The 19,697-nt window shown below is 43.4% G+C and carries 28 protein-coding genes; all 28 read right to left on the reverse strand.

The annotated features are described in order from the left end of the window. Positions 1-38 precede the first annotated feature (38 nt). Positions 39-1,331 carry a preprotein translocase subunit SecY gene (gene secY, locus MUO15_RS13080; RefSeq protein WP_245029772.1) on the reverse strand — a complete coding sequence of 431 codons (1,293 nt, stop codon included), beginning with the start codon at positions 1,329-1,331 and terminating at the stop codon, positions 39-41. Continuing rightward, positions 1,331-1,771, reverse strand: coding sequence for a 50S ribosomal protein L15 (gene rplO / locus MUO15_RS13085; protein ID WP_245029774.1), 441 nt, complete (start codon positions 1,769-1,771; stop codon positions 1,331-1,333). Before rplO ends, secY begins: the two co-directional genes overlap by 1 nt. Before the next feature lie 30 nt (positions 1,772-1,801). Then, positions 1,802-1,984, reverse strand: a complete 183-nt coding sequence (rpmD, locus tag MUO15_RS13090; protein ID WP_245029776.1) for a 50S ribosomal protein L30 — start codon at positions 1,982-1,984, stop codon at positions 1,802-1,804. An 18-nt stretch (positions 1,985-2,002) separates the two neighbouring features. Further along, positions 2,003-2,500 (reverse strand): 30S ribosomal protein S5, encoded by a 498-nt coding sequence (rpsE, locus tag MUO15_RS13095; protein ID WP_245029778.1) that lies wholly within the window; start codon positions 2,498-2,500, stop codon positions 2,003-2,005. Between the two features lie 20 nt (positions 2,501-2,520). After that, complete coding sequence (gene rplR / locus MUO15_RS13100; RefSeq protein WP_245029780.1) at positions 2,521-2,883, reverse strand: 50S ribosomal protein L18; 363 nt, start codon at positions 2,881-2,883, stop codon at positions 2,521-2,523. A 35-nt stretch (positions 2,884-2,918) separates the two neighbouring features. Next, on the reverse strand, positions 2,919-3,455 hold the full coding sequence (gene rplF, locus MUO15_RS13105) for a 50S ribosomal protein L6 (RefSeq protein WP_245029782.1): 537 nt from the start codon (positions 3,453-3,455) through the stop codon (positions 2,919-2,921). 31 nt (positions 3,456-3,486) lie between these two features. Beyond that, positions 3,487-3,885, reverse strand: coding sequence for a 30S ribosomal protein S8 (gene rpsH, locus MUO15_RS13110; RefSeq protein WP_204710840.1), 399 nt, complete (start codon positions 3,883-3,885; stop codon positions 3,487-3,489). 30 nt (positions 3,886-3,915) lie between these two features. Further along, complete coding sequence (locus tag MUO15_RS13115; protein WP_008592548.1) at positions 3,916-4,101, reverse strand: type Z 30S ribosomal protein S14; 186 nt, start codon at positions 4,099-4,101, stop codon at positions 3,916-3,918. A 26-nt stretch (positions 4,102-4,127) separates the two neighbouring features. Further along, the gene (gene rplE / locus MUO15_RS13120) at positions 4,128-4,667 is read right to left on the reverse strand and encodes a 50S ribosomal protein L5 (RefSeq protein WP_245029784.1); all 540 of its coding nucleotides are present in this window, start codon (positions 4,665-4,667) and stop codon (positions 4,128-4,130) included. Between the two features lie 26 nt (positions 4,668-4,693). Then, positions 4,694-5,005, reverse strand: coding sequence for a 50S ribosomal protein L24 (gene rplX, locus MUO15_RS13125; protein WP_245029786.1), 312 nt, complete (start codon positions 5,003-5,005; stop codon positions 4,694-4,696). 41 nt (positions 5,006-5,046) lie between these two features. After that, positions 5,047-5,415 carry a 50S ribosomal protein L14 gene (gene rplN / locus MUO15_RS13130; RefSeq protein ID WP_244751044.1) on the reverse strand — a complete coding sequence of 123 codons (369 nt, stop codon included), beginning with the start codon at positions 5,413-5,415 and terminating at the stop codon, positions 5,047-5,049. 41 nt (positions 5,416-5,456) lie between these two features. Beyond that, positions 5,457-5,720, reverse strand: a complete 264-nt coding sequence (gene rpsQ / locus MUO15_RS13135; protein ID WP_244751043.1) for a 30S ribosomal protein S17 — start codon at positions 5,718-5,720, stop codon at positions 5,457-5,459. A gap of 24 nt (positions 5,721-5,744) precedes the next feature. Beyond that, positions 5,745-5,945 carry a 50S ribosomal protein L29 gene (rpmC, locus tag MUO15_RS13140; RefSeq protein ID WP_008636054.1) on the reverse strand — a complete coding sequence of 67 codons (201 nt, stop codon included), beginning with the start codon at positions 5,943-5,945 and terminating at the stop codon, positions 5,745-5,747. Next, the gene (gene rplP, locus MUO15_RS13145) at positions 5,935-6,369 is read right to left on the reverse strand and encodes a 50S ribosomal protein L16 (protein ID WP_244751042.1); all 435 of its coding nucleotides are present in this window, start codon (positions 6,367-6,369) and stop codon (positions 5,935-5,937) included. Before rplP ends, rpmC begins: the two co-directional genes overlap by 11 nt. Before the next feature lie 17 nt (positions 6,370-6,386). Next, entirely contained in the window at positions 6,387-7,028 is a 642-nt protein-coding gene (gene rpsC, locus MUO15_RS13150; RefSeq protein WP_245029788.1) for a 30S ribosomal protein S3, read from the reverse strand. A gap of 3 nt (positions 7,029-7,031) precedes the next feature. After that, a complete protein-coding gene (gene rplV, locus MUO15_RS13155; RefSeq protein WP_245029790.1) occupies positions 7,032-7,373 on the reverse strand; it encodes a 50S ribosomal protein L22 in 342 nt (113 codons plus the stop codon). 20 nt (positions 7,374-7,393) lie between these two features. Then, positions 7,394-7,672, reverse strand: coding sequence for a 30S ribosomal protein S19 (gene rpsS / locus MUO15_RS13160; protein WP_244751039.1), 279 nt, complete (start codon positions 7,670-7,672; stop codon positions 7,394-7,396). A gap of 57 nt (positions 7,673-7,729) precedes the next feature. Further along, positions 7,730-8,563, reverse strand: coding sequence for a 50S ribosomal protein L2 (gene rplB, locus MUO15_RS13165; RefSeq protein WP_245029792.1), 834 nt, complete (start codon positions 8,561-8,563; stop codon positions 7,730-7,732). A gap of 34 nt (positions 8,564-8,597) precedes the next feature. After that, positions 8,598-8,885 carry a 50S ribosomal protein L23 gene (gene rplW / locus MUO15_RS13170; protein WP_245036022.1) on the reverse strand — a complete coding sequence of 96 codons (288 nt, stop codon included), beginning with the start codon at positions 8,883-8,885 and terminating at the stop codon, positions 8,598-8,600. After that, the gene (gene rplD, locus MUO15_RS13175; protein ID WP_245029794.1) at positions 8,882-9,505 is read right to left on the reverse strand and encodes a 50S ribosomal protein L4; all 624 of its coding nucleotides are present in this window, start codon (positions 9,503-9,505) and stop codon (positions 8,882-8,884) included. Before rplD ends, rplW begins: the two co-directional genes overlap by 4 nt. Before the next feature lie 22 nt (positions 9,506-9,527). After that, positions 9,528-10,160, reverse strand: coding sequence for a 50S ribosomal protein L3 (gene rplC, locus MUO15_RS13180; protein WP_245029796.1), 633 nt, complete (start codon positions 10,158-10,160; stop codon positions 9,528-9,530). 33 nt (positions 10,161-10,193) lie between these two features. Next, complete coding sequence (gene rpsJ, locus MUO15_RS13185; protein ID WP_079525128.1) at positions 10,194-10,502, reverse strand: 30S ribosomal protein S10; 309 nt, start codon at positions 10,500-10,502, stop codon at positions 10,194-10,196. A 670-nt stretch (positions 10,503-11,172) separates the two neighbouring features. After that, the gene (gene tuf / locus MUO15_RS13190) at positions 11,173-12,363 is read right to left on the reverse strand and encodes an elongation factor Tu (RefSeq protein ID WP_245029798.1); all 1,191 of its coding nucleotides are present in this window, start codon (positions 12,361-12,363) and stop codon (positions 11,173-11,175) included. Between the two features lie 129 nt (positions 12,364-12,492). Continuing rightward, positions 12,493-14,571, reverse strand: coding sequence for an elongation factor G (gene fusA / locus MUO15_RS13195; RefSeq protein ID WP_245029800.1), 2,079 nt, complete (start codon positions 14,569-14,571; stop codon positions 12,493-12,495). Positions 14,572-14,613: 42 nt separating this feature from the next. Further along, positions 14,614-15,084 carry a 30S ribosomal protein S7 gene (rpsG, locus tag MUO15_RS13200; protein WP_245029801.1) on the reverse strand — a complete coding sequence of 157 codons (471 nt, stop codon included), beginning with the start codon at positions 15,082-15,084 and terminating at the stop codon, positions 14,614-14,616. Positions 15,085-15,139: 55 nt separating this feature from the next. After that, positions 15,140-15,553, reverse strand: coding sequence for a 30S ribosomal protein S12 (gene rpsL / locus MUO15_RS13205; protein WP_245029802.1), 414 nt, complete (start codon positions 15,551-15,553; stop codon positions 15,140-15,142). A 97-nt stretch (positions 15,554-15,650) separates the two neighbouring features. Continuing rightward, the gene (locus MUO15_RS13210) at positions 15,651-15,902 is read right to left on the reverse strand and encodes a ribosomal L7Ae/L30e/S12e/Gadd45 family protein (RefSeq protein ID WP_245029803.1); all 252 of its coding nucleotides are present in this window, start codon (positions 15,900-15,902) and stop codon (positions 15,651-15,653) included. 143 nt (positions 15,903-16,045) lie between these two features. Further along, positions 16,046-19,651: a DNA-directed RNA polymerase subunit beta' gene (gene rpoC / locus MUO15_RS13215; protein ID WP_245029805.1), complete on the reverse strand. Its 3,606-nt coding sequence runs from the start codon at positions 19,649-19,651 to the stop codon at positions 16,046-16,048. Positions 19,652-19,697: the final 46 nt, after the last annotated feature.

Genomic DNA, 19,697 nt, shown 5'->3' on the forward strand with positions numbered 1-19,697 from the left:
GTTTTCCCTCCGTCTCATATTCATTATCGTTACTCAAACTACTTAATAAAGCCTTTATAATGACGTTTCACAAGCTGGCTTTCGAGCTGTTTCATCATCTCAAGGGCTACCCCTACAACAATAAGCAAGCCAGTTCCTCCAATTTGTACCGTAGGCGGCAGCTCTGCTGCTGCACCTAAAATAATAGGAAGAATAGAGACAGCTGCTAGGAAGATGGAACCTACGAAGGTTAAGCGATACATGACCCTTGTAAGGTATGTCTCTGTGTTTGCACCAGGACGAATACCAGGGATATAACCGCCTTGCTTCTTCAAATTCTCTGCCATTTGCTCTGGATTCACCTGAACAAATGTATAGAAATACGTGAAGGCAATAATTAACGCAACATAGATAATCATTCCAGGCCAATTCTGATAATCAAAGATATATTGAATCACAGAGGCTACTTCATTACCTTCAAAGAATCCGGCAACGGTTCTAGGAGCGATAATGAATGAAATGGCAAAGATTACCGGGATAACCCCTGCAGCATTTACTTTAATAGGCAGGTGGGTTGAATGACCGCCTACAGGTGAACGGTTTACTAATTTCTTAGCGTATTGGATCGGAATCTTACGAAGTGCCTGTTGGATGAAAATGACTCCAACCACAACAGCAACGATAACTAATGCGATGATCGCGATGATTACTAGGTTAATAAACAGCTGTTCTCCAGCACCAGAGATGTACTGATCATACAGCTGATTAATGCCTGTTGGGATCGCGGCAACAATTCCGGCAAAAATCAGAATGGATATACCATTTCCGACACCGTGAGAGGTGATTTGCTCACCAAGCCACATCAAGAAAGCTGTTCCGCCAGTTAATACAAGAGCAATGACAGCGTATGTTAGCACGCCCGGACTAGTGATTAATTGACCACCAGCCAAAGTATTAAATCCGATTGACATTCCAATTGCTTGAACAAAGGCTAGTCCAATCGTTCCGTAGCGGGTAAACTGAGCTAATTTTCGACGGCCTACATCACCTTGACTTTTCCATTCCGCAAACTTAGGTACTACATCCATCTGTAGCAATTGCATAATAATAGAGGCAGTGATGTACGGCATAATTCCCATTGCAAATATAGAGAAGTTTTGCAGTGCACCGCCCCCAAATGTATTTAGGAATCCGAATGCATTTTGTTCATCCATGAAGTTGATCGCATCCTGATTCGTAAATGGTACGGGTATGAATGTACCCAGGCGAAAAACAATGAGCATCAATAGTGTGAAGATAATTTTCCGCCGAATATCACCCACGCGCATAAAATTGGAGATTGTCCGGAACATTAAATCACCTCAGTTTGACCGCCCGCTGCTTCAATAGCCTCTTTTGCTGAAGCAGAGAACTTATGAGCTTTCACTGTAAGTTTCTTCTCGACAGAACCTTTACCCAAAACTTTAATGCCAGCTTTTTCTTTGCTGACTACGCCAGTTTCAAGTAGAAGCTCAGGAGTAACCTCAGTGCCTTCTTCAAAACGGTTAAGAGCATCAAGGTTAATAATCGCAAATTCCTTACGATGAATGTTCGTAAACCCACGCTTAGGTAAACGTTGGAATAGCGGCATTTGACCGCCTTCAAACCCTGGGCGTGTTTTGCTGCCAGAACGCTGCCCTTGACCTTTGTGACCACGACCTGATGTTTTACCATTACCAGACGCCATTCCGCGACCAACACGGTTACGTTCTTTGCGAGATCCAGCTGCTGGTTTCAGTTCATGCAGTTTCATGAGAGCACCTCCTTATTTATGATTCTTGACTTATACTTCTTTAATCGATACAAGGTGAGATACCTTATTAGCCATACCTCGGATCGCTGGGTTATCTTCAATTACGACAGATTGACGAATCTTGTTTAGACCAAGCGCTTTAACAGTCGCGCGCTGATCTTGTGCTCTGCCAATAACACTGCGCGTGAGGGTAATTTCTAACTTTTTAGCCATTTTATTTCCCTCCTTATCCTACAGTTCTTCTACGGACTTCCCACGAAGTCGAGCAACATCTTCTGCGCGTTTAAGCCCGTCAAGCCCACTCAGCGTAGCACGCACCATATTAATTGGTGTGTTTGAACCAAGTGACTTAGAAAGGATGTCTTGAACGCCTGCAAGCTCGAGTACTGCACGTACAGGACCACCCGCGATAACTCCGGTACCTTCTGCTGCTGGCTTCATAAGAATGCTGCCTGCACCAAAGCGTCCTGTGATTTCGTGTGGAATTGTCGTACCTTTAATTGGTACTGAAATAAGATTCTTTTTCGCATCATCAATAGCTTTCTTAATCGCGTCTGGTACCTCTTGCGCCTTACCTGTACCAAAACCGACATGACCATTTTTATCTCCTACTACAACCAATGCAGCAAAACGGAAGCGACGTCCACCTTTTACAACCTTTGCAACACGGTTGATCGTTACTACACGTTCTTCTAGATCCAATTTATTAGGGTCAATGTTTGTTAGCATATATGTCCCTCCTTTAACGATTAAAATTCCAGGCCGGCTTCGCGAGCCGCGTCTGCTAGAGCTTTTACACGTCCATGATACAAGTAACCGCCACGGTCGAACACAACGACTTTATAACCGTTGTCTTTCGCACGTTCAGCGACCAATTCACCGACTTTTTGAGCTGCTTGAACGTTTCCAGTATTATCAAGACCAAAGTCTTTTTCTGTAGTAGAAGCACTTGCTACGGTAACTTGGTTAGTATCATCAATCAATTGTGCATAGATGTGTTTGTTAGAGCGATAAACGTTTAAACGTGGGCGCTCCGCTGTACCGACTACAGTCGTACGAACACGCGCATGACGCTTTTTACGTACGGCATTTTTATCAGCCTTCGTGATCATCTGGGTCACTCCTTTCTATTCCTTACCTTAGAACCTTATTTAGCTGTCTTACCTTCTTTTCTGCGAACACGTTCGTTTTCATAACGAATTCCTTTGCCTTTATAAGGCTCTGGAGGACGGATAGCACGGATTTTTGCTGCTACAGCTCCGACAAGCTCTTTGTCGATACCTTTAATAGTTAGCTTTGTGTTTGATGGAACGTCGATCTCAATTCCGTCACGCTTCTCAACTTCTACAGGGTGAGAGTAACCGGCGTTAATAACAACAATATCTCCCTGCTTTTGAGCACGGTAACCAACACCGATAATCTCAAGGTTTTTCTCATATCCTTTAGATACGCCCTCAACCATGTTTCCGATCAGGCTGCGAGTTGTACCATGAAGAGCACGATGTTCTTTATGGTCGCTTGGACGAGCTACTGTAAGAACGTTATCTTCAATCTTCACCGTAATATCTTCGTGGAATGTACGAGTTAGTTCACCTTTTGGACCTTTAACAGTGATTGTATTATTATCCTGAATAATTTCTACACCTTCAGGGATTTCTAATGATTTTAATCCTACGCGAGACATTCATTTGCACCTCCTGTCTTATCTATTTCAATTACCAAACGTAAGCTAGCACTTCGCCACCAATGGCCTGTTCACGAGCTTCTTTGTCTGTTAGTACACCTTTTGAAGTAGAAACAACGGCAACACCAAGTCCGTTTAGAACTTTTGGAAGTTCTTCGGCTTTAGCATAAACACGTAGTCCTGGCTTACTGATACGCTTTACCCCAGTGATGACACGCTCTTCATTTTGACCGTATTTAAGGAAGATGCGAAGGACGCCTTGTTTGCTATCTTCTACAAATTCATAATCACGTACAAAACCTTCACGCTTTAGGATATCAGCAATTTCTTTTTTAACTTTGGAAGCTGGAAGTTCAAGCTTCTCGTGACGAACCATATTCGCGTTACGAATACGAGTAAGCATATCTGCAATTGGATCTGTCATAGTCATAACTCATATACCTCCTTCCCTATATCGGGTTTACCAGCTGGCTTTTTTGACACCAGGGATTTGTCCTTTATATGCAAGTTCACGGAAACAAATACGGCAAAGCTTAAATTTGCGAAGTACGGAATGAGGACGTCCGCAACGTTCACAGCGAGTATATTCGCGTACTTGGAACTTTTGCTTGCGTTGTTGTTTCGCGACCATTGATTTTTTAGCCACAATTTTCCCTCCTTATGGTTAGCTCATTATTTCTGGAACGGCATACCGAATTGAGCTAATAGTTCACGTGATTCCTCGTCAGTGTCCGCCGTTGTGACGATAACGATATCCATGCCACGCACTTTATCTACTTTGTCATAATTAATTTCTGGGAAAATTAACTGTTCTTTAACTCCTAGTGTATAGTTTCCACGACCATCGAAGGCTTTCTTTGAGATCCCGCGGAAGTCACGCACACGTGGTAAAGATACAGAAACTAGCTTTTGGAAGAATTCATACATACGTTCTCCACGAAGTGTAACCTTCGCACCAATTGGCATTCCTTCACGTAAACGGAAACCTGCAATAGATTTCTTCGCTTTTGTGATCACTGGTTTTTGCCCGGAGATTAATGATAACTCTTCGACAGCTGAGTCAAGTGCTTTCGCATTTTGTACAGCATCGCCAACACCCATGTTAATTACAATTTTTTCGACCTTAGGTGCCTGCATAATAGAATCGTAATTAAACTTGCTCATCATAGATGGCACAATTTCTTCTTGATATCTTTTCTTGAATTCGTTCATCAAGTGGCCCTCCTTTCGTCACTGGATTATTTATCTAATGCTTCACCAGATTTTTTCGCGATACGAACTTTCTTTCCGTTCTCAACTTTATAACCAACACGTGTTGGTTCGCCGGACTTCGGATCAACCGGCATTACGTTGGAAACGTGAATTGGCGCTTCCTGAGAAAGGATTCCGCCTTGTGGGTTATCTTGTGAAGGTTTAGCGTGTTTTTTTACTTCGTTCACACCTTCTACAAGAACACGGTCTTTCTTAGGGAAAGCTTGAAGGATTGTACCTTGCTTGCCTTTGTCCTTACCGGAAATAACCATAACTTTGTCACCTTTTTTCACGTGCATGCTTCGCGCACCTCCTTACAAGGCTTTTCATTTCAAGGTTTTTATAATACTTCTGGGGCTAATGATACGATCTTCATGAATTTAGCATCACGAAGTTCACGAGCTACTGGACCAAAGATACGAGTTCCGCGTGGCCCTTTATCATCACGTACGATTACTGCCGCATTTTCATCGAAACGAATGTAAGAACCGTCTTTACGACGCATCCCGCTCTTTGAACGAACAATAACGGCTTGAATAACTTCACCTTTTTTGACAACGCCTCCTGGTGTTGCTTGTTTCACAGTAGCGGTGATAATATCACCGATGTTAGCAGTCTTGCGACCAGATCCACCCAAAACCTTGATGGTTTGAATTTCACGTGCACCAGAGTTGTCGGCTACTTTCAAACGAGTCTCCTGTTGAATCATACACTGTAACCTCCCTTCGGAATCCTTCCGAGCGAACTAAATTAGATAATAACAGACTCTTCTACGACTTCTACAAGGCGGAAGCGCTTTGTCGCTGATAACGGGCGAGTTTCCATAATGCGTACAACGTCACCGTTTTTAGCTTGATTGTCTTCATCGTGAGTCTTGAATTTTTTTGAATACTTTACGCGTTTGCCATAAAGTTTGTGGAACTTATAAGTTTCAACCAGAACAGTAATGGTTTTATCCATTTTGTCTGATACTACACGGCCAGTGTAAACTTTACGATTGTTACGTTCACTCATGTGAGGGTGACCTCCTCTCATTTATTAGTTATTTACGCCTAGCTCACGTTCACGAGCAACAGTTTTCATACGTGCGATCGATTTGCGAACTTCGCGAATACGAGCAGTGTTCTCAAGTTGACCTGTTGCCAGCTGGAAACGCAGGTTAAAAAGTTCTTCTTTTAACGACTTAACTTTTTGTTCAATTTCGGCAGTGGTTAATTCACGGATTTCATTAGCCTTCATTGATTTCACCACCAATTTCTTCACGTTTTACAAATTTAGTGCGGATCGGCAGTTTATGTGAAGCAAGACGAAGAGCTTCGCGTGCAACTTCTTCTGATACACCCGCAATTTCAAATAAAATTTTCCCTGGTTTTACTACAGCTACGAAACCTTCAGGAGCTCCTTTACCAGAACCCATTCGTACTTCGAGGGGTTTAGCAGTATAAGGCTTATCCGGGAAGATTTTAATCCATACTTTACCGCCACGCTTCATGTAACGAGTCATTGCGATACGCGCTGCCTCGATTTGGCGGGCTGTGATCCATGCAGGATCGATTGCTTGTAAACCATATTCACCGAAAGCAACGGATGTACCACCTTTAGCACGTCCTCTTAAGCTAGAACGGTGTTGACGACGATATTTAACACGTTTAGGCATTAACATAATGCTTTTCCCCCTTCCTATTTGTTGTTTTTAGTTGGAAGGACTTCTCCACGATAGATCCACACTTTAACACCAAGTTTACCGTATGTGGTGTCAGCTTCTGCAGTTCCATAATCGATATCTGCACGAAGAGTGTGAAGTGGTACTGTTCCTTCACTGTAATATTCTGCACGAGCGATATCCGCACCACCAAGGCGTCCAGATACTTGTGTACGAATACCTTTCGCTCCTCCACGCATCGCGCGTTGGATTGTTTGTTTCTGTGCACGACGGAAAGATACACGGTTTTCCAATTGACGTGCGATATTGTCAGCTACAAGGGTAGCGTTAAGATCGGGTTTCTTCACCTCAATGATATTGATGTGAACACGTTTACCAGTAAGATCATTGAGTGATTTACGAAGTGCTTCAACTTCTGAACCGCCTTTACCGATAACCATACCTGGCTTACCAGTGTGAATAGTGATGTTTACACGGTTAGCTGCACGCTCAATTTCAATTGTAGATACGGCAGCATCTTTAAGACGTTGTTCAATATATTCACGAATCTTAATATCTTCATGCAACAAGTCAGCATAGTCTTTGCCAGCGTACCACTTAGACTCCCAGTCACGGATAACGCCAATACGAAGACCTACCGGATTAACTTTTTGACCCACTGATTATCCCTCCTTCTTTTCTGATACAACCACTGTAATATGGCTGGTACGTTTGTTAATTTGGCTTGCACGTCCCATGGCACGAGGGCGGAAACGTTTAAGAGTTACGCCTTCATTTACAAACGCTTCGGAAACATATAAATTATCCGTGTCCATTTCATAATTGTGTTCAGCATTTGCAATCGCAGATTTTAGCAACTTCTCAACAATTGGAGATGCGCCGCGCTGTGTTAAGCGCAATGTCGCGATCGCTTCACCTACGTTTTTTCCTCGAATCAAATCGATAACTAAACGAGCTTTACGAGGAGCTATACGAACGGTTTTAGCAACTGCTTTAGCTTGCATTAGAGTGCCTCCTCTCTCCATTAGCGTTTTGTTTTCTTATCGTCGCCAGAGTGTCCCTTAAACGTACGGGATGGCGCGAATTCACCGAGTTTATGACCAACCATATCTTCAGTCACGTAAACGGGTACGTGTTTGCGTCCGTCATAAACTGCGATTGTGTGTCCGACAAAGTTTGGGAAGATGGTAGAACGACGAGACCATGTCTTAATCACCTGGTGTTTACTATCTTCGTTCAACTTCTCAACTTTTTTCATTAAATGATCATCTACAAAAGGTCCCTTTTTTAGGCTGCGGCCCATTGATAAACCTCCCTTCGCGATTGAGAGACGGGTTTTATTGCCCGTCGTTCAATCCCGTTATTTTTTACCTCTTTTACGAACAATATATTTATCAGACGGTTTGTTACGCTTACGCGTTTTGTAACCAAGCGTTGGCTGACCCCATGGGGATACTGGAGAAGGTCTGCCGATTGGTGCACGTCCTTCACCACCACCGTGAGGGTGATCGTTAGGGTTCATAACAGAACCACGTACAGTTGGGCGCTTACCTTGCCAACGAGAACGTCCGGCTTTACCAACACTGATAAGTTCATGCTCTAGGTTACCTACTTGACCGATTGTTGCACGGCAAGTACTTAGTACCAGACGAACTTCACCAGACGCAAGACGTACTAGGGTATATTTTTCTTCACGGCCAAGGATTTGGGCAGATGCACCAGCAGAACGTACAAGCTGTCCTCCGCGTCCTGGCTTAAGTTCAACGTTGTGTACTACAGTACCAACTGGGATGTCTTTCAAACGAAGGGCGTTACCTGGTTTAATATCAGAGCCTTCACCTGAAATGATTTCGTTACCTACTTTAAGTCCTTTCGGAGCCAAGATGTAACGTTTCTCACCATCAACGTAGTTAATTAGTGCAATGTTAGCGGAACGGTTCGGATCGTATTCGATCGTAGCAACGCGTCCTGGTATTCCATCTTTATCACGCTTAAAGTCGATAATACGATAGTGACGCTTGTGACCTCCGCCTTGATGACGAACTGTCAACCTACCCTGGTTGTTACGTCCACCGCGTTTGTGTAGTGGAGCCAATAGGGAGCGTTCAGGTTTGTCAGTTGTAATTTCAGCAAAATCAGATACTGACATATGTCGACGACCGTTAGTAATTGGTCGGAACTTTTTAATCGCCATCTTTTTTCCCTCCTTCACTCATTGGATTTATTATTTATACTTCGAAAAATTCTAGTTCTTCACTGTCTTCAGTCAGAGTAACGACTGCTTTCTTACGGTCAGAACGGTATCCACCGTAGCGACCCATACGCTTGAACTTACCTTTAAGGTTCGCAGTGTTCACACCAGCAACCTTTACACCGAAAATCTCTTCGACTGCTGTCTTGATTTCCGTTTTGTTTGCTTTCGTGCTCACTTCAAACGTATATTTCTTTTCTCCCATAAGGTCAGCAGAATGTTCGGTAATGACAGGGCGTTTAATAATATCACGTGGTTCCATTATGAGAGCACCTCCCCTGCTTTTTCAGCTGCTTCCTTGGTTAGGATAAGCTTGTCATGCGTTAGTAAATCTAACACACTTACATCATCAAAAGTTAATGTCTTAACTGTAGGAAGATTGTTAGAAGATAGAACAGCATTCTCGTTCTTATCTGCCGTAACAATTAGAGCTTTTTCATTAACGTCCAAAGCTTTAAGCATGCTAACTACTTCTTTTGTTTTAGGAGCATCAAAAGATAGACTCTCAAGAACAACAATGTTGTTTCCTTGTACTTTAGAAGAGTAAGCAGATTTAAGAGCTAAACGACGTGCTTTTTTAGGCATTTTATAGCTATAGCTACGTGGTGTCGGACCGAATACGGTTCCGCCGCCTACCCACTGTGGTGAACGGGTTGATCCTTGACGCGCACGACCAGTACCTTTTTGGCGCCATGGTTTACGACCGCCGCCACTTACTTCAGAACGGTTTTTTACTTTGTGTGTCCCTTGACGCAATGAAGCGCGCTGTGACACAACAGCTTCATGTAAAACATGAGTATTGGGTTCAATTCCAAAAACGGCATCGTTCAACTCGATATCTCCGACCTGGGAGCCGCTTTGGTTCAATAGTGCTACTTTAGGCATGACATATCCTCCCTTCCTTTAATTATTTGCTAGCCTTTATTGCACTCGTAACTTTAACGTAAGATTTTTTCGGGCCAGGTACATTACCTTTGATCAATAGCAGGTTACGCTCAGCGTCAACGCTAACGATCTCAAGGTTTTGCAATGTGATTTGCTTTCCACCCATTTGTCCAGGAAGTTTCTTTCCTTTAAATACGCGCATTGGGTCAATAACTCCCATTGCACCAGGGCGACGGTGGTAACGAGAACCATGGGTCATTGGACCGCGGGATTGATTATGGCGCTTAATTGCACCTTGGAAACCTTTCCCTTTAGATGTTCCTGTTACATCAATCGTTTCACCAGCTTCGAAAATATCAACCTTAACCTCTTGACCTAGTTCATAGTCATCAAGGTTAGTATTACGGAATTCACGAATGTAGCGCTTAGGTGTTGTGTTTGCCTTTTCAGCATGACCTTGGTCAGCTTTCTTCAAACGGTTTGACTTCTGATCAGCAAAACCTAGCTGTAGTGCTTCATAGCCATCATTCTCGGTAGTTTTCTTTTGAAGAACTACGTTTGGCTCAGCCTGTACAACTGTTACTGGAATTAACTCACCGTCTTCAGAGAAGATTTGAGTCATGCCGACCTTGCGTCCTAAGATTCCTTTCGTCATCCGTTACACCTCCTATTATAATTTCAATTTAATTTATAATTTTATTTCGATATCCACACCAGAAGGCAGATCAAGACGCATTAGCGAATCTACTGTTTGCGGTGTTGGATTAACAATGTCGATTAGACGTTTGTGTGTACGCATTTCGAACTGTTCACGAGCATCTTTATACTTGTGAGTGGCACGAAGTACAGTATAGATTGACTTCTCAGTTGGAAGCGGGATTGGACCAGATACGTTTGCTCCAGAGCGCTTCGCAGTGTCTACAATTTTTTCAGCGGACTGATCTAGAACACGGTGATCATACGCTTTTAAACGAATACGAATTTTTTCTTTTGCCATTATTTTCCCTCCTTCTTCGCCCATTTATAAAATAGACATTCTCCGCGAAAATTCCTTGACCTCACTAGCCATGGCAAAGGGGCCGGGTGTGTCAACAACCTTTCGCATCATCGCCTTTTATGACCAACATTATTCATTATATAGAAGAAATGTGGTCAACGCAAGGGTGAATTCATAAAAAATAAATTATGAACACCTCAGAGTATTATACATACATTACGTACATAATTCAACCCTTCATATAAATAAACATTATTATATCGTGCTTTTCTTATAAAGCTGATCGAAGTTCTCATTTTAATAGAATATTTTTAGCTTGTTATGAAATCGAATCAATTTCATGAAGAAGGAGGCCCGGGAAAGCGAGTCCTTTCCCAGCCACCTCGAGCCCTCATACCGTAACGGGCCTAAGTGTCTCGGAGCTGAGTCTTCAGGAGAAGGGGGCGATGTGGAGCAACACGGATAGAAAGTGATCAAACTTCTTTATAAAACTGAAACTAAAATCTGCTGGATAAGAACCCATTTGAACCTTTTCGGAAAAGAGCCTTATATTCTGCCAGTCTTTTGCGTTTTAAAAGTGCGATTATGAAATGGATTCATTCATATATAAAAACAAAAAATCAGGTAACGACCTGCGGCCGTTACCTGATTAGAAAAAAGTAATCATCTATTACTTAGTAATTTTAGATACAACACCAGAACCTACAGTACGTCCACCTTCACGGATAGAGAATCTAGTTCCATCTTCAATCGCGATTGGAGAGATCAACTCAACTGTCATTTCGATGTTGTCGCCAGGCATTACCATTTCAACACCTTCTGGTAGTTGAATAACGCCAGTTACATCAGTTGTACGGAAGTAGAACTGAGGGCGGTAATTTGAGAAGAATGGAGTGTGACGTCCACCTTCATCTTTAGATAGTACATAAACTTCAGCTTGGAAGTTAGTGTGTGGTGTAATAGAACCAGGCTTAGCTAGTACTTGACCACGGTTGATATCTTCACGGTTAACACCACGAAGAAGTGCACCAATGTTATCGCCAGCTTCAGCATAGTCAAGAAGCTTACGGAACATTTCTACACCAGTGATCGTTGTTTTACGAGCACTTTCTGCCATACCAATGATTTCGATTTCGTCGCCGACTTTAACCTGGCCACGCTCAACACGACCAGTAGCAACTGTACCACGGCCAGTGATTGAGAAAACGTCCTCAACTGGCATCATGAATGGCTTGTCAGTGTCACGATCTGGTGTTGGGATGAACGCATCAACTTGTTCCATGAGGTCGAAGATGGCTTGCTCGTATTTTTCGTCCCCTTCTAGTGCTTTAAGAGCAGATCCACTTACAACTGGTGTTTCGTCACCATCGAAGTCATACTCAGAAAGAAGGTCGCGCACTTCCATTTCAACTAGTTCAAGTAGCTCTTCGTCGTCTACCATGTCTGTTTTGTTAAGGAAAACTACGATTGCTGGTACACCAACGTTTTTAGAAAGCAGGATATGCTCACGAGTTTGTGGCATTGGGCCATCAGCTGCAGATACAACTAGGATGGCTCCGTCCATTTGTGCAGCACCAGTGATCATGTTTTTAACATAGTCAGCGTGACCTGGGCAGTCAACGTGTGCATAGTGACGGGATTCAGTTTCGTACTCTACGTGTGCAGTGGAGATTGTGATTCCACGTTCACGTTCCTCTGGAGCACCATCGATCATATCGTAAGCCATCGCAGAGCCTTCACCGGATTTCTTGTGAAGTACAGTTGTGATTGCTGCAGTTAGTGTTGTTTTACCGTGGTCAACGTGTCCAATAGTACCAATGTTTACGTGGGACTTGGACCGGTCGAATTTTTCTTTACCCATTGTATATTTCCTCCTTTAAATAAATAACAGTGTTATTTTGAAATTAATTTTATATATGAAGCCATAGGAAGAACTCTATCTTCCTATGCTTACATTACAAGTTATACTTTAACTTAACAAAAAAATCAATTATGCACCAGCATTTTTCTTGATGATTTCCTCAGAAATACTCTTCGGAACTTCTTCGTAGTGGTCAAAGTGCATCGTGTACGTTCCACGTCCTTGTGTGTTTGAACGGAGAGATGTTGCATAGCCAAACATTTCGGATAGCGGTACGAATGACTTAACAACCTGAGCAGTACCGCGAGTTTCCATACCTTCAACACGTCCACGACGGGAAGTTACGTCACCCATGATATCACCCATGTATTCTTCAGGAATAACAATTTCAACTTTCATCATTGGTTCAAGAAGAACTGGTTTACATTTGTTTTTTGCCTCTTTAAGTGCCATTGAAGCAGCAACTTTAAAGGCCATTTCATTGGAGTCAACATCGTGGTAAGACCCATCATATAAGGTTGCTTTGATGTCAACCATTGGATAACCGGCAAGTACACCATTCTCCATAGAATCTTTAATTCCAGCTTCTACAGATGGAATGTATTCACGCGGTACAACACCACCAACGATTTTGTTTACAAATTCGTATCCAGCGCCTTCTTCGTTCGGCTCAAATTTAACCCAAACGTGACCAAATTGTCCACGTCCGCCGGACTGACGTACGAATTTACCTTCAACTTCTGCACTACCACGGAATGTTTCGCGGTAAGCAACTTGCGGAGCACCAATGTTCGCATCCACTTTAAACTCACGACGCAGACGGTCAACGATGATGTCAAGGTGAAGCTCACCCATACCACCAATGATTGTTTGGCCAGTCTCCACGTTAGTTTCCGTCCGGAACGTTGGATCTTCTTCAGCAAGTTTACCAAGTGCTATAGACATTTTGTCTTGATCAGCCTTGGATTTAGGCTCAATCGCAACATCGATAACCGGTTCAGGGAATTCCATGGACTCAAGAATAACTAGACTCTTTTCGTCACATATTGTATCCCCTGTACCTGTGTCTTTAAGTCCGACAGCACCGGCAATATCTCCTGCATATACTGTTGAAATCTCTTCACGAGAGTTAGCATGCATTTGTAGGATACGTCCTACACGCTCACGCTTATCCTTTGTAGAGTTCTTAACATATGAACCAGAGTCAAGTGTACCTGAATACACTCGGAAGAAGGTTAGCTTACCAACGTAAGGGTCTGTTGCGACTTTAAAGGCCAATGCAGAGAATGGCTCTTTGTCGTCAGCCTTACGAACAACTTGTTCTTCCGTTTGTGGCACGTGACCTTCAATTGGAGGTACGTCTAATGGTGATGGAAGATAGTCAATAACTCCATCGATCAAAAGCTGAACACCTTTGTTTTTAAAAGCAGATCCACAGAATACTGGATAAAAATCCACAGTAAGAGTTGCTGAACGGATAGCTTCCTTAAGCTCTTCTGTAGTGAATTCCTCTCCTTCTAAGTACTTCATCATCAAGTCTTCATCAAGTTCAGCCACAGCTTCAATTAGCTTGCTGTGATACTCTTCAGCTTGTTCTTTGTACTCATCAGGAATCTCGCGCGCTTCTGCACGAGTTCCAAGGTCATCCATGTAATAGTATGCTTCCATTGTTACTAGGTCGATAATTCCTTCGAAGTCATCTTCAGCACCAATTGGAAGTTGAACTGCTGCAGCATTTGCTCCAAGGCGGTCTTTCAATGTCCCTAAGGAATAAATGAAATCTGCACCAATTTTGTCCATTTTGTTTACAAATACGATACGTGGAACACCGTATGTTGTTGCCTGGCGCCATACTGTTTCAGTTTGTGGTTCAACACCAGACTGAGCGTCAAGTACGGCTACAGAGCCATCAAGCACACGCAAGGAACGTTCAACCTCTACTGTGAAGTCTACGTGTCCTGGAGTATCAATGATATTAATACGGTGGTCTTTCCACTGAGCAGTTGTTGCAGCGGAAGTAATGGTTATTCCACGCTCTTGTTCCTGCTCCATCCAGTCCATTTGTGAAGCTCCTTCGTGAGTTTCACCAATTTTGTGGATTCGTCCTGTATAGAAAAGAATACGCTCGGTAGCAGTCGTTTTACCGGCATCAATGTGTGCCATAATTCCGATATTACGAGTCTTTTCCAAGGAGAACTCTCTAGGCATGATTTTTTCTCCTTCCTGATTGAAAGTTTCTTCCGCAGATGATTACCAACGGTAGTGAGCGAATGCTTTGTTTGCTTCCGCCATTTTGTGCATATCTTCACGGCGCTTAACTGCAGCACCTGTATTATTAGCTGCATCTAGAATTTCGTTAGCTAGGCGCTCTTCCATTGTTTTTTCTCCGCGTAGACGCGCATAGTTCACAATGAAACGCAAACCTAGTGCTTGACGACGTTCAGGGCGAACCTCAACGGGTACTTGGTAGTTAGAACCACCCACACGGCGAGCACGAACCTCTAGTACTGGCATTACATTTTTCATCGCTTGTTCGAAAGCTTCCATAGCTTCATTTCCGCTACGTTCTTGAACAAGTTCAAATGATTTATAAAGAATCTTCTGTGCTTTACCGCGCTGACCATTCACCATGATTTGGTTGATTAGGCGAGTAACAAGCTTAGAATTATACATCGGATCTGGTAACACATCACGTTTAGCTACTGGACCTTTACGTGGCATATGTTCCCCTCCTTTCCTTAATGGTTAGTTTTAAGACGCATATCGTTCGCATCTATTATTTTTTAGGTTTTTTTGTACCGTACTTAGAACGTCCTTGCATACGACCGTCAACGCTTGCAGTGTCTAATGCACCACGCACGATGTGATAACGCACACCAGGTAAGTCCTTAACACGTCCGCCACGGATAAGAACAACGCTGTGCTCTTGTAGGTTGTGGCCGATACCAGGAATGTAGGCATTGACTTCTAATTGGTTAGTTAGACGAACACGTGCATATTTACGAAGTGCAGAGTTCGGTTTCTTAGGTGTCATCGTGCCTACACGCGTGCAAACACCACGTTTTTGTGGAGAAGACTGATCTGTCATACGCTTTTTATAGCTATTATAGCCTTTGTTCAAAGCTGGAGAGTCAGACTTTTTACTTTTACTTACGCGTCCTCTACGTACTAATTGATTTATAGTTGGCATAATTAATATCCTCCCTTCAAGGTTTTTCAAATCCCACACATCCAGGTGGTTCATAAAAAGGCAAAAAACAAAGCTTTCGCGATTGAACGCCAAAACTTTATTGCTTTATCGCCACTGTAGCAGCTCCAACATCAATACCACACGCATTCCCTAACTCCTCCATCGAAGCAACCTTCGTATGAGGAATATTCATTTGTGCAGCTAGTTTGACTACTTTCATTGTCATAAACTGATCAGCATCATCAGCTGTGATGACGTGGTTCACTTCGCCATTTTTCATAGCTTTAAGTGTTTGTTTGGTTCCAATGACTATACCAGATTTAGCCTGTGCTACTTTTTCATAAGACATCTTCATATCCTCCAAAGTAACAAGGATAAACGGAAGCACCTTGCTTATATTATCACTACCCAAAATTCATGTCAACTGCATTTTTGATAGTTTTTGAAAGAAGATGCTTCCCTTCCATTTATCCTGTGTTAATTGTTATGACTTTATGGCTGTGTTACTTCTTCAACTGTTTCAGTTTCTTCTTTAGCTTCAGACTGTGCCTGAATCTTGCGGTATCTCGTCATACCCGTACCGGCTGGAACCAGTTTACCAATAATAACGTTCTCCTTCAGTCCGAGTAATTCATCACGCTTACCTTTGATCGCCGCATCTGTCAGGACACGAGTTGTTTCCTGGAAGGACGCTGCAGATAAGAAGCTGTCTGTTTCAAGTGATGCTTTGGTAATACCAAGAATAACTGGACGGCCGACAGCCGGCTGGCCACCTTCCATAAGAACTCTCTGGTTCGCTTCCTTGAATTGGTGAATCTCAAGAAGTGATCCAGGCAGTACATCCGTGTCCCCAGAGTCAAGCACTCTAACTTTACGCAGCATTTGGCGAACCATAACTTCTACGTGCTTATCGGAGATCTCAACCCCTTGCATACGATATACCTTTTGAACTTCTTTAAGAAGGTATTCTTGTACACCGTCTAATCCTTGAACACTCAACAGCTCTTTCGGATCAATGGAACCCTCAGTCAGTGCTTCACCGGCTTCGACTTCGTCACCTTCAGTAACTCTTAGTCTAGAGCCATATGGTGCTGTATAGGAACGGGTTTCTACAGATCCTTGAACAACGATTTCTTGTTTTTCTTTCACTTCGTTGATTTCTTGAACGGTACCCGCAATTTCACTTATAACAGCCTGACCTTTTGGATTACGTGCTTCTACAATCTCTTGGATACGCGGAAGACCTTGCGTAATGTCATCCCCTGCTACACCGCCTGTGTGGAAGGTACGCATTGTAAGCTGTGTACCTGGTTCACCGATGGATTGTGCAGCAATGATACCCACTGCTTCTCCAACTTCGACTTCGTCACCTGTCGCAAGGTTACGTCCGTAGCATTTTTTACATACGCCGTGTTTCGTATTACAAGTAAACGCTGAACGAATCACTACTTTTTCAACACCTGAGTCAACGATTTGTTTCGCGGCATCTTCGAAGATTACCTCATTACGTTGGGCAAGTACTTCGCCAGTTTCAGGGTGCTTAACTTTTTGGAAAGCTGTCCGTCCGATTAGACGATCGATCAATGGCTCGATCGTTTCCGTTCCTTCTCTCAGAGAACTTACAGGGAGACCACGGTCAGTTCCGCAATCATCTTCACGAACGATAACATCTTGAGCCACGTCAACAAGTCGACGAGTCAAGTAACCCGAGTCAGCTGTTTTCAGTGCTGTATCGGCAAGGCCTTTACGTGCACCGTGGGTAGAGATGAAGTATTCAAGTACTGTTAATCCTTCACGGAAGCTTGATTTAATCGGCAGTTCAATGATTCGGCCAGCCGGGTTGGCCATCAAGCCACGCATACCGGCAAGCTGAGTGAAGTTTGATGCGTTACCACGAGCTCCGGAGTCACTCATCATAAAGATTGGGTTACGCGGATTCAATGACTGCATCAGGCGGTCTTGAATATCATCTTTACACGCTGACCATATTTCAATGACGCGATCATAGCGCTCTTCTTCTGTAATGAGACCACGACGGAACTGTTTGAGTACTTTATCTACTTTAGCTTGTGCTTCCTCCAGAATTTCTTGTTTCTCGGGAAGTACAACGACGTCAGATACACCGACGGTAATACCAGCTTTTGTAGAGTAAGCAAAACCAAGATCCTTCATGCGGTCAAGCATTTTAGATGTTTCACTGATAGAGAAGCGTTTAAATACCTCTGCGATAATATCTCCGAGAATCCCTTTCTTGAATGGAAGAACTTCCTCGCGACTAGCGATCTCTTTCTTAATGTCCGTTCCTTTTTCAACAAAGAAGCGATCCGATGTTTTTACCTCCAGATTCTCCTGAGTAGGTTCATTCATATAAGGGAATGAGGTCGGAAGCATTTCGTTAAAGATCAACTTCCCAACTGTAGTGAGCAATAATTGTTGTTGCTGCTTTTCAGTAAACGTTTCATTTTTTAATGAGCTGGCTTGAACAGCTACACGTGTATGCAAATGTGTGTACCCATTTTGATAGGACATGATGGCTTCGTTCAGATCTTTAAAGACCATCCCTTCACCAACAGCATTAGCACGTTCAAGAGTAAGGTAATAGTTCCCTAGCACCATATCCTGTGAAGGTGTAACAACTGGCTTCCCATCTTTAGGGTTAAGGATGTTTTGAGCAGCTAGCATTAAAATGCGAGCCTCTGCTTGTGCTTCAGAAGACAATGGTACGTGAACAGCCATTTGGTCACCATCAAAGTCAGCATTATAAGCTGTACATACAAGCGGGTGAAGGCGGATTGCACGACCTTCTACAAGTGTTGGTTCGAATGCCTGAATTCCGAGACGGTGCAATGTTGGTGCACGGTTCAGTAAGACAGGGTGTTCTTTTATAACGTCTTCAAGAACGTCCCATACTTCAGGGTGTATACGTTCAATCTTACGTTTAGCTGATTTAATATTGTGGGCTAGACCGCGTGAAACAAGCTCTTTCATAACAAACGGTTTAAACAGCTCAAGAGCCATTTCTTTCGGCAGGCCACATTGGTACATTTTCAGGCTTGGTCCTACAACGATTACAGAACGTCCTGAATAGTCAACACGTTTACCCAGTAAGTTTTGGCGGAAACGACCTTGCTTCCCTTTAAGCATGTGAGAAAGGGATTTAAGCGGGCGATTCCCTGGACCAGTAACCGGACGACCACGGCGACCGTTATCGATGAGAGCATCGACGGCTTCTTGCAGCATACGCTTCTCGTTCTGTACGATAATCGTTGGTGCTCCAAGATCTAACAGACGCTTCAGGCGGTTGTTACGGTTGATTACCCGACGATAAAGGTCGTTAAGGTCGGACGTAGCAAAACGACCACCATCAAGCTGGACCATCGGACGTAACTCAGGTGGTATAACCGGAAGCACGTCTAAGATCATCCACGATGGGTCATTTCCTGAGTTACGGAAGGACTCTAGCACTTCAAGACGCTTAATCGCCCGGGTACGACGCTGCCCTTGAGCTGTTTTAAGCTCTTCTTTCAGTGTATCTACTTCACCATTAAGATCAATATCAAATAGAAGCTTACGAATCGCTTCTGCCCCCATGGCGGCTTGGAATCCTTGCCCAAACTTTTCACGGTACGAACGATATTCTTTCTCAGAAAGCAGCTGTTTCTTGTCTAACGCTGTTTCACCTGGATCCGTTACAATATATGCTGCAAAATAGATGACTTCTTCCAGTGCACGTGGTGACATGTCAAGAACAAGTCCCATACGGCTTGGAATACCTTTGAAATACCAAATGTGTGAAACAGGGGCAGCTAACTCTAAGTGTCCCATACGCTCACGACGCACTTTCGCTTTAGTTACTTCAACACCGCAGCGGTCGCAAACAACGCCCTTGTAACGTACGCGCTTGTATTTTCCACAGTGGCATTCCCAGTCTTTCTGCGGCCCGAAAATTCGTTCACAGAATAAGCCGTCCTTCTCAGGCTTCAACGTACGATAGTTAATTGTTTCTGGTTTCTTAACCTCACCATAGGACCAAGAGCGGATCTTGTCCGGCGAAGCCAAACCAATTTTCATATACTCAAAGTTATTTACATCTAGCAAGGGGCCTACCTCCCTTTCAGTATCCAGGTTCTACCCTAAGCTCAGA

The organism is Halobacillus amylolyticus, assembly GCF_022921115.1.
Classification (GTDB): domain Bacteria; phylum Bacillota; class Bacilli; order Bacillales; family Halobacillaceae; genus Halobacillus_A; species Halobacillus_A amylolyticus.

Coding starts and splice junctions, on each gene's coding strand:
- secY (WP_245029772.1), bottom strand. CDS start 1,331: ATGTTCCGGACAATCTCCAATTTTATGCGCGTGGGTGATATTCGGCGG.
- rplO (WP_245029774.1), bottom strand. CDS start 1,771: ATGAAACTGCATGAACTGAAACCAGCAGCTGGATCTCGCAAAGAACGT.
- rpmD (WP_245029776.1), bottom strand. CDS start 1,984: ATGGCTAAAAAGTTAGAAATTACCCTCACGCGCAGTGTTATTGGCAGA.
- rpsE (WP_245029778.1), bottom strand. CDS start 2,500: ATGCTAACAAACATTGACCCTAATAAATTGGATCTAGAAGAACGTGTA.
- rplR (WP_245029780.1), bottom strand. CDS start 2,883: ATGATCACGAAGGCTGATAAAAATGCCGTACGTAAAAAGCGTCATGCG.
- rplF (WP_245029782.1), bottom strand. CDS start 3,455: ATGTCTCGCGTAGGATTAAAATCATTAGAAATCCCTGAAGGTGTAGAA.
- rpsH (WP_204710840.1), bottom strand. CDS start 3,885: ATGACTATGACAGATCCAATTGCAGATATGCTTACTCGTATTCGTAAC.
- rplE (WP_245029784.1), bottom strand. CDS start 4,667: ATGAACGAATTCAAGAAAAGATATCAAGAAGAAATTGTGCCATCTATG.
- rplX (WP_245029786.1), bottom strand. CDS start 5,005: ATGCACGTGAAAAAAGGTGACAAAGTTATGGTTATTTCCGGTAAGGAC.
- rplN (WP_244751044.1), bottom strand. CDS start 5,415: ATGATTCAACAGGAGACTCGTTTGAAAGTAGCCGACAACTCTGGTGCA.
- rpsQ (WP_244751043.1), bottom strand. CDS start 5,720: ATGAGTGAACGTAACAATCGTAAAGTTTACACTGGCCGTGTAGTATCA.
- rpmC (WP_008636054.1), bottom strand. CDS start 5,945: ATGAAGGCTAATGAAATCCGTGAATTAACCACTGCCGAAATTGAACAA.
- rplP (WP_244751042.1), bottom strand. CDS start 6,369: ATGTTAATGCCTAAACGTGTTAAATATCGTCGTCAACACCGTTCTAGC.
- rplV (WP_245029790.1), bottom strand. CDS start 7,373: ATGCAAGCTAAAGCAGTTGCTAAAACCGTTCGTATAGCTCCTCGTAAA.
- rpsS (WP_244751039.1), bottom strand. CDS start 7,672: ATGGGCCGCAGCCTAAAAAAGGGACCTTTTGTAGATGATCATTTAATG.
- rplB (WP_245029792.1), bottom strand. CDS start 8,563: ATGGCGATTAAAAAGTTCCGACCAATTACTAACGGTCGTCGACATATG.
- rplD (WP_245029794.1), bottom strand. CDS start 9,505: ATGCCTAAAGTAGCACTATTGAACCAAAGCGGCTCCCAGGTCGGAGAT.
- rplC (WP_245029796.1), bottom strand. CDS start 10,160: ATGACGAAAGGAATCTTAGGACGCAAGGTCGGCATGACTCAAATCTTC.
- rpsJ (WP_079525128.1), bottom strand. CDS start 10,502: ATGGCAAAAGAAAAAATTCGTATTCGTTTAAAAGCGTATGATCACCGT.
- tuf (WP_245029798.1), bottom strand. CDS start 12,363: ATGGGTAAAGAAAAATTCGACCGGTCCAAGTCCCACGTAAACATTGGT.
- fusA (WP_245029800.1), bottom strand. CDS start 14,571: ATGCCTAGAGAGTTCTCCTTGGAAAAGACTCGTAATATCGGAATTATG.
- rpsG (WP_245029801.1), bottom strand. CDS start 15,084: ATGCCACGTAAAGGTCCAGTAGCTAAACGTGATGTGTTACCAGATCCG.
- rpsL (WP_245029802.1), bottom strand. CDS start 15,553: ATGCCAACTATAAATCAATTAGTACGTAGAGGACGCGTAAGTAAAAGT.
- MUO15_RS13210 (WP_245029803.1), bottom strand. CDS start 15,902: ATGTCTTATGAAAAAGTAGCACAGGCTAAATCTGGTATAGTCATTGGA.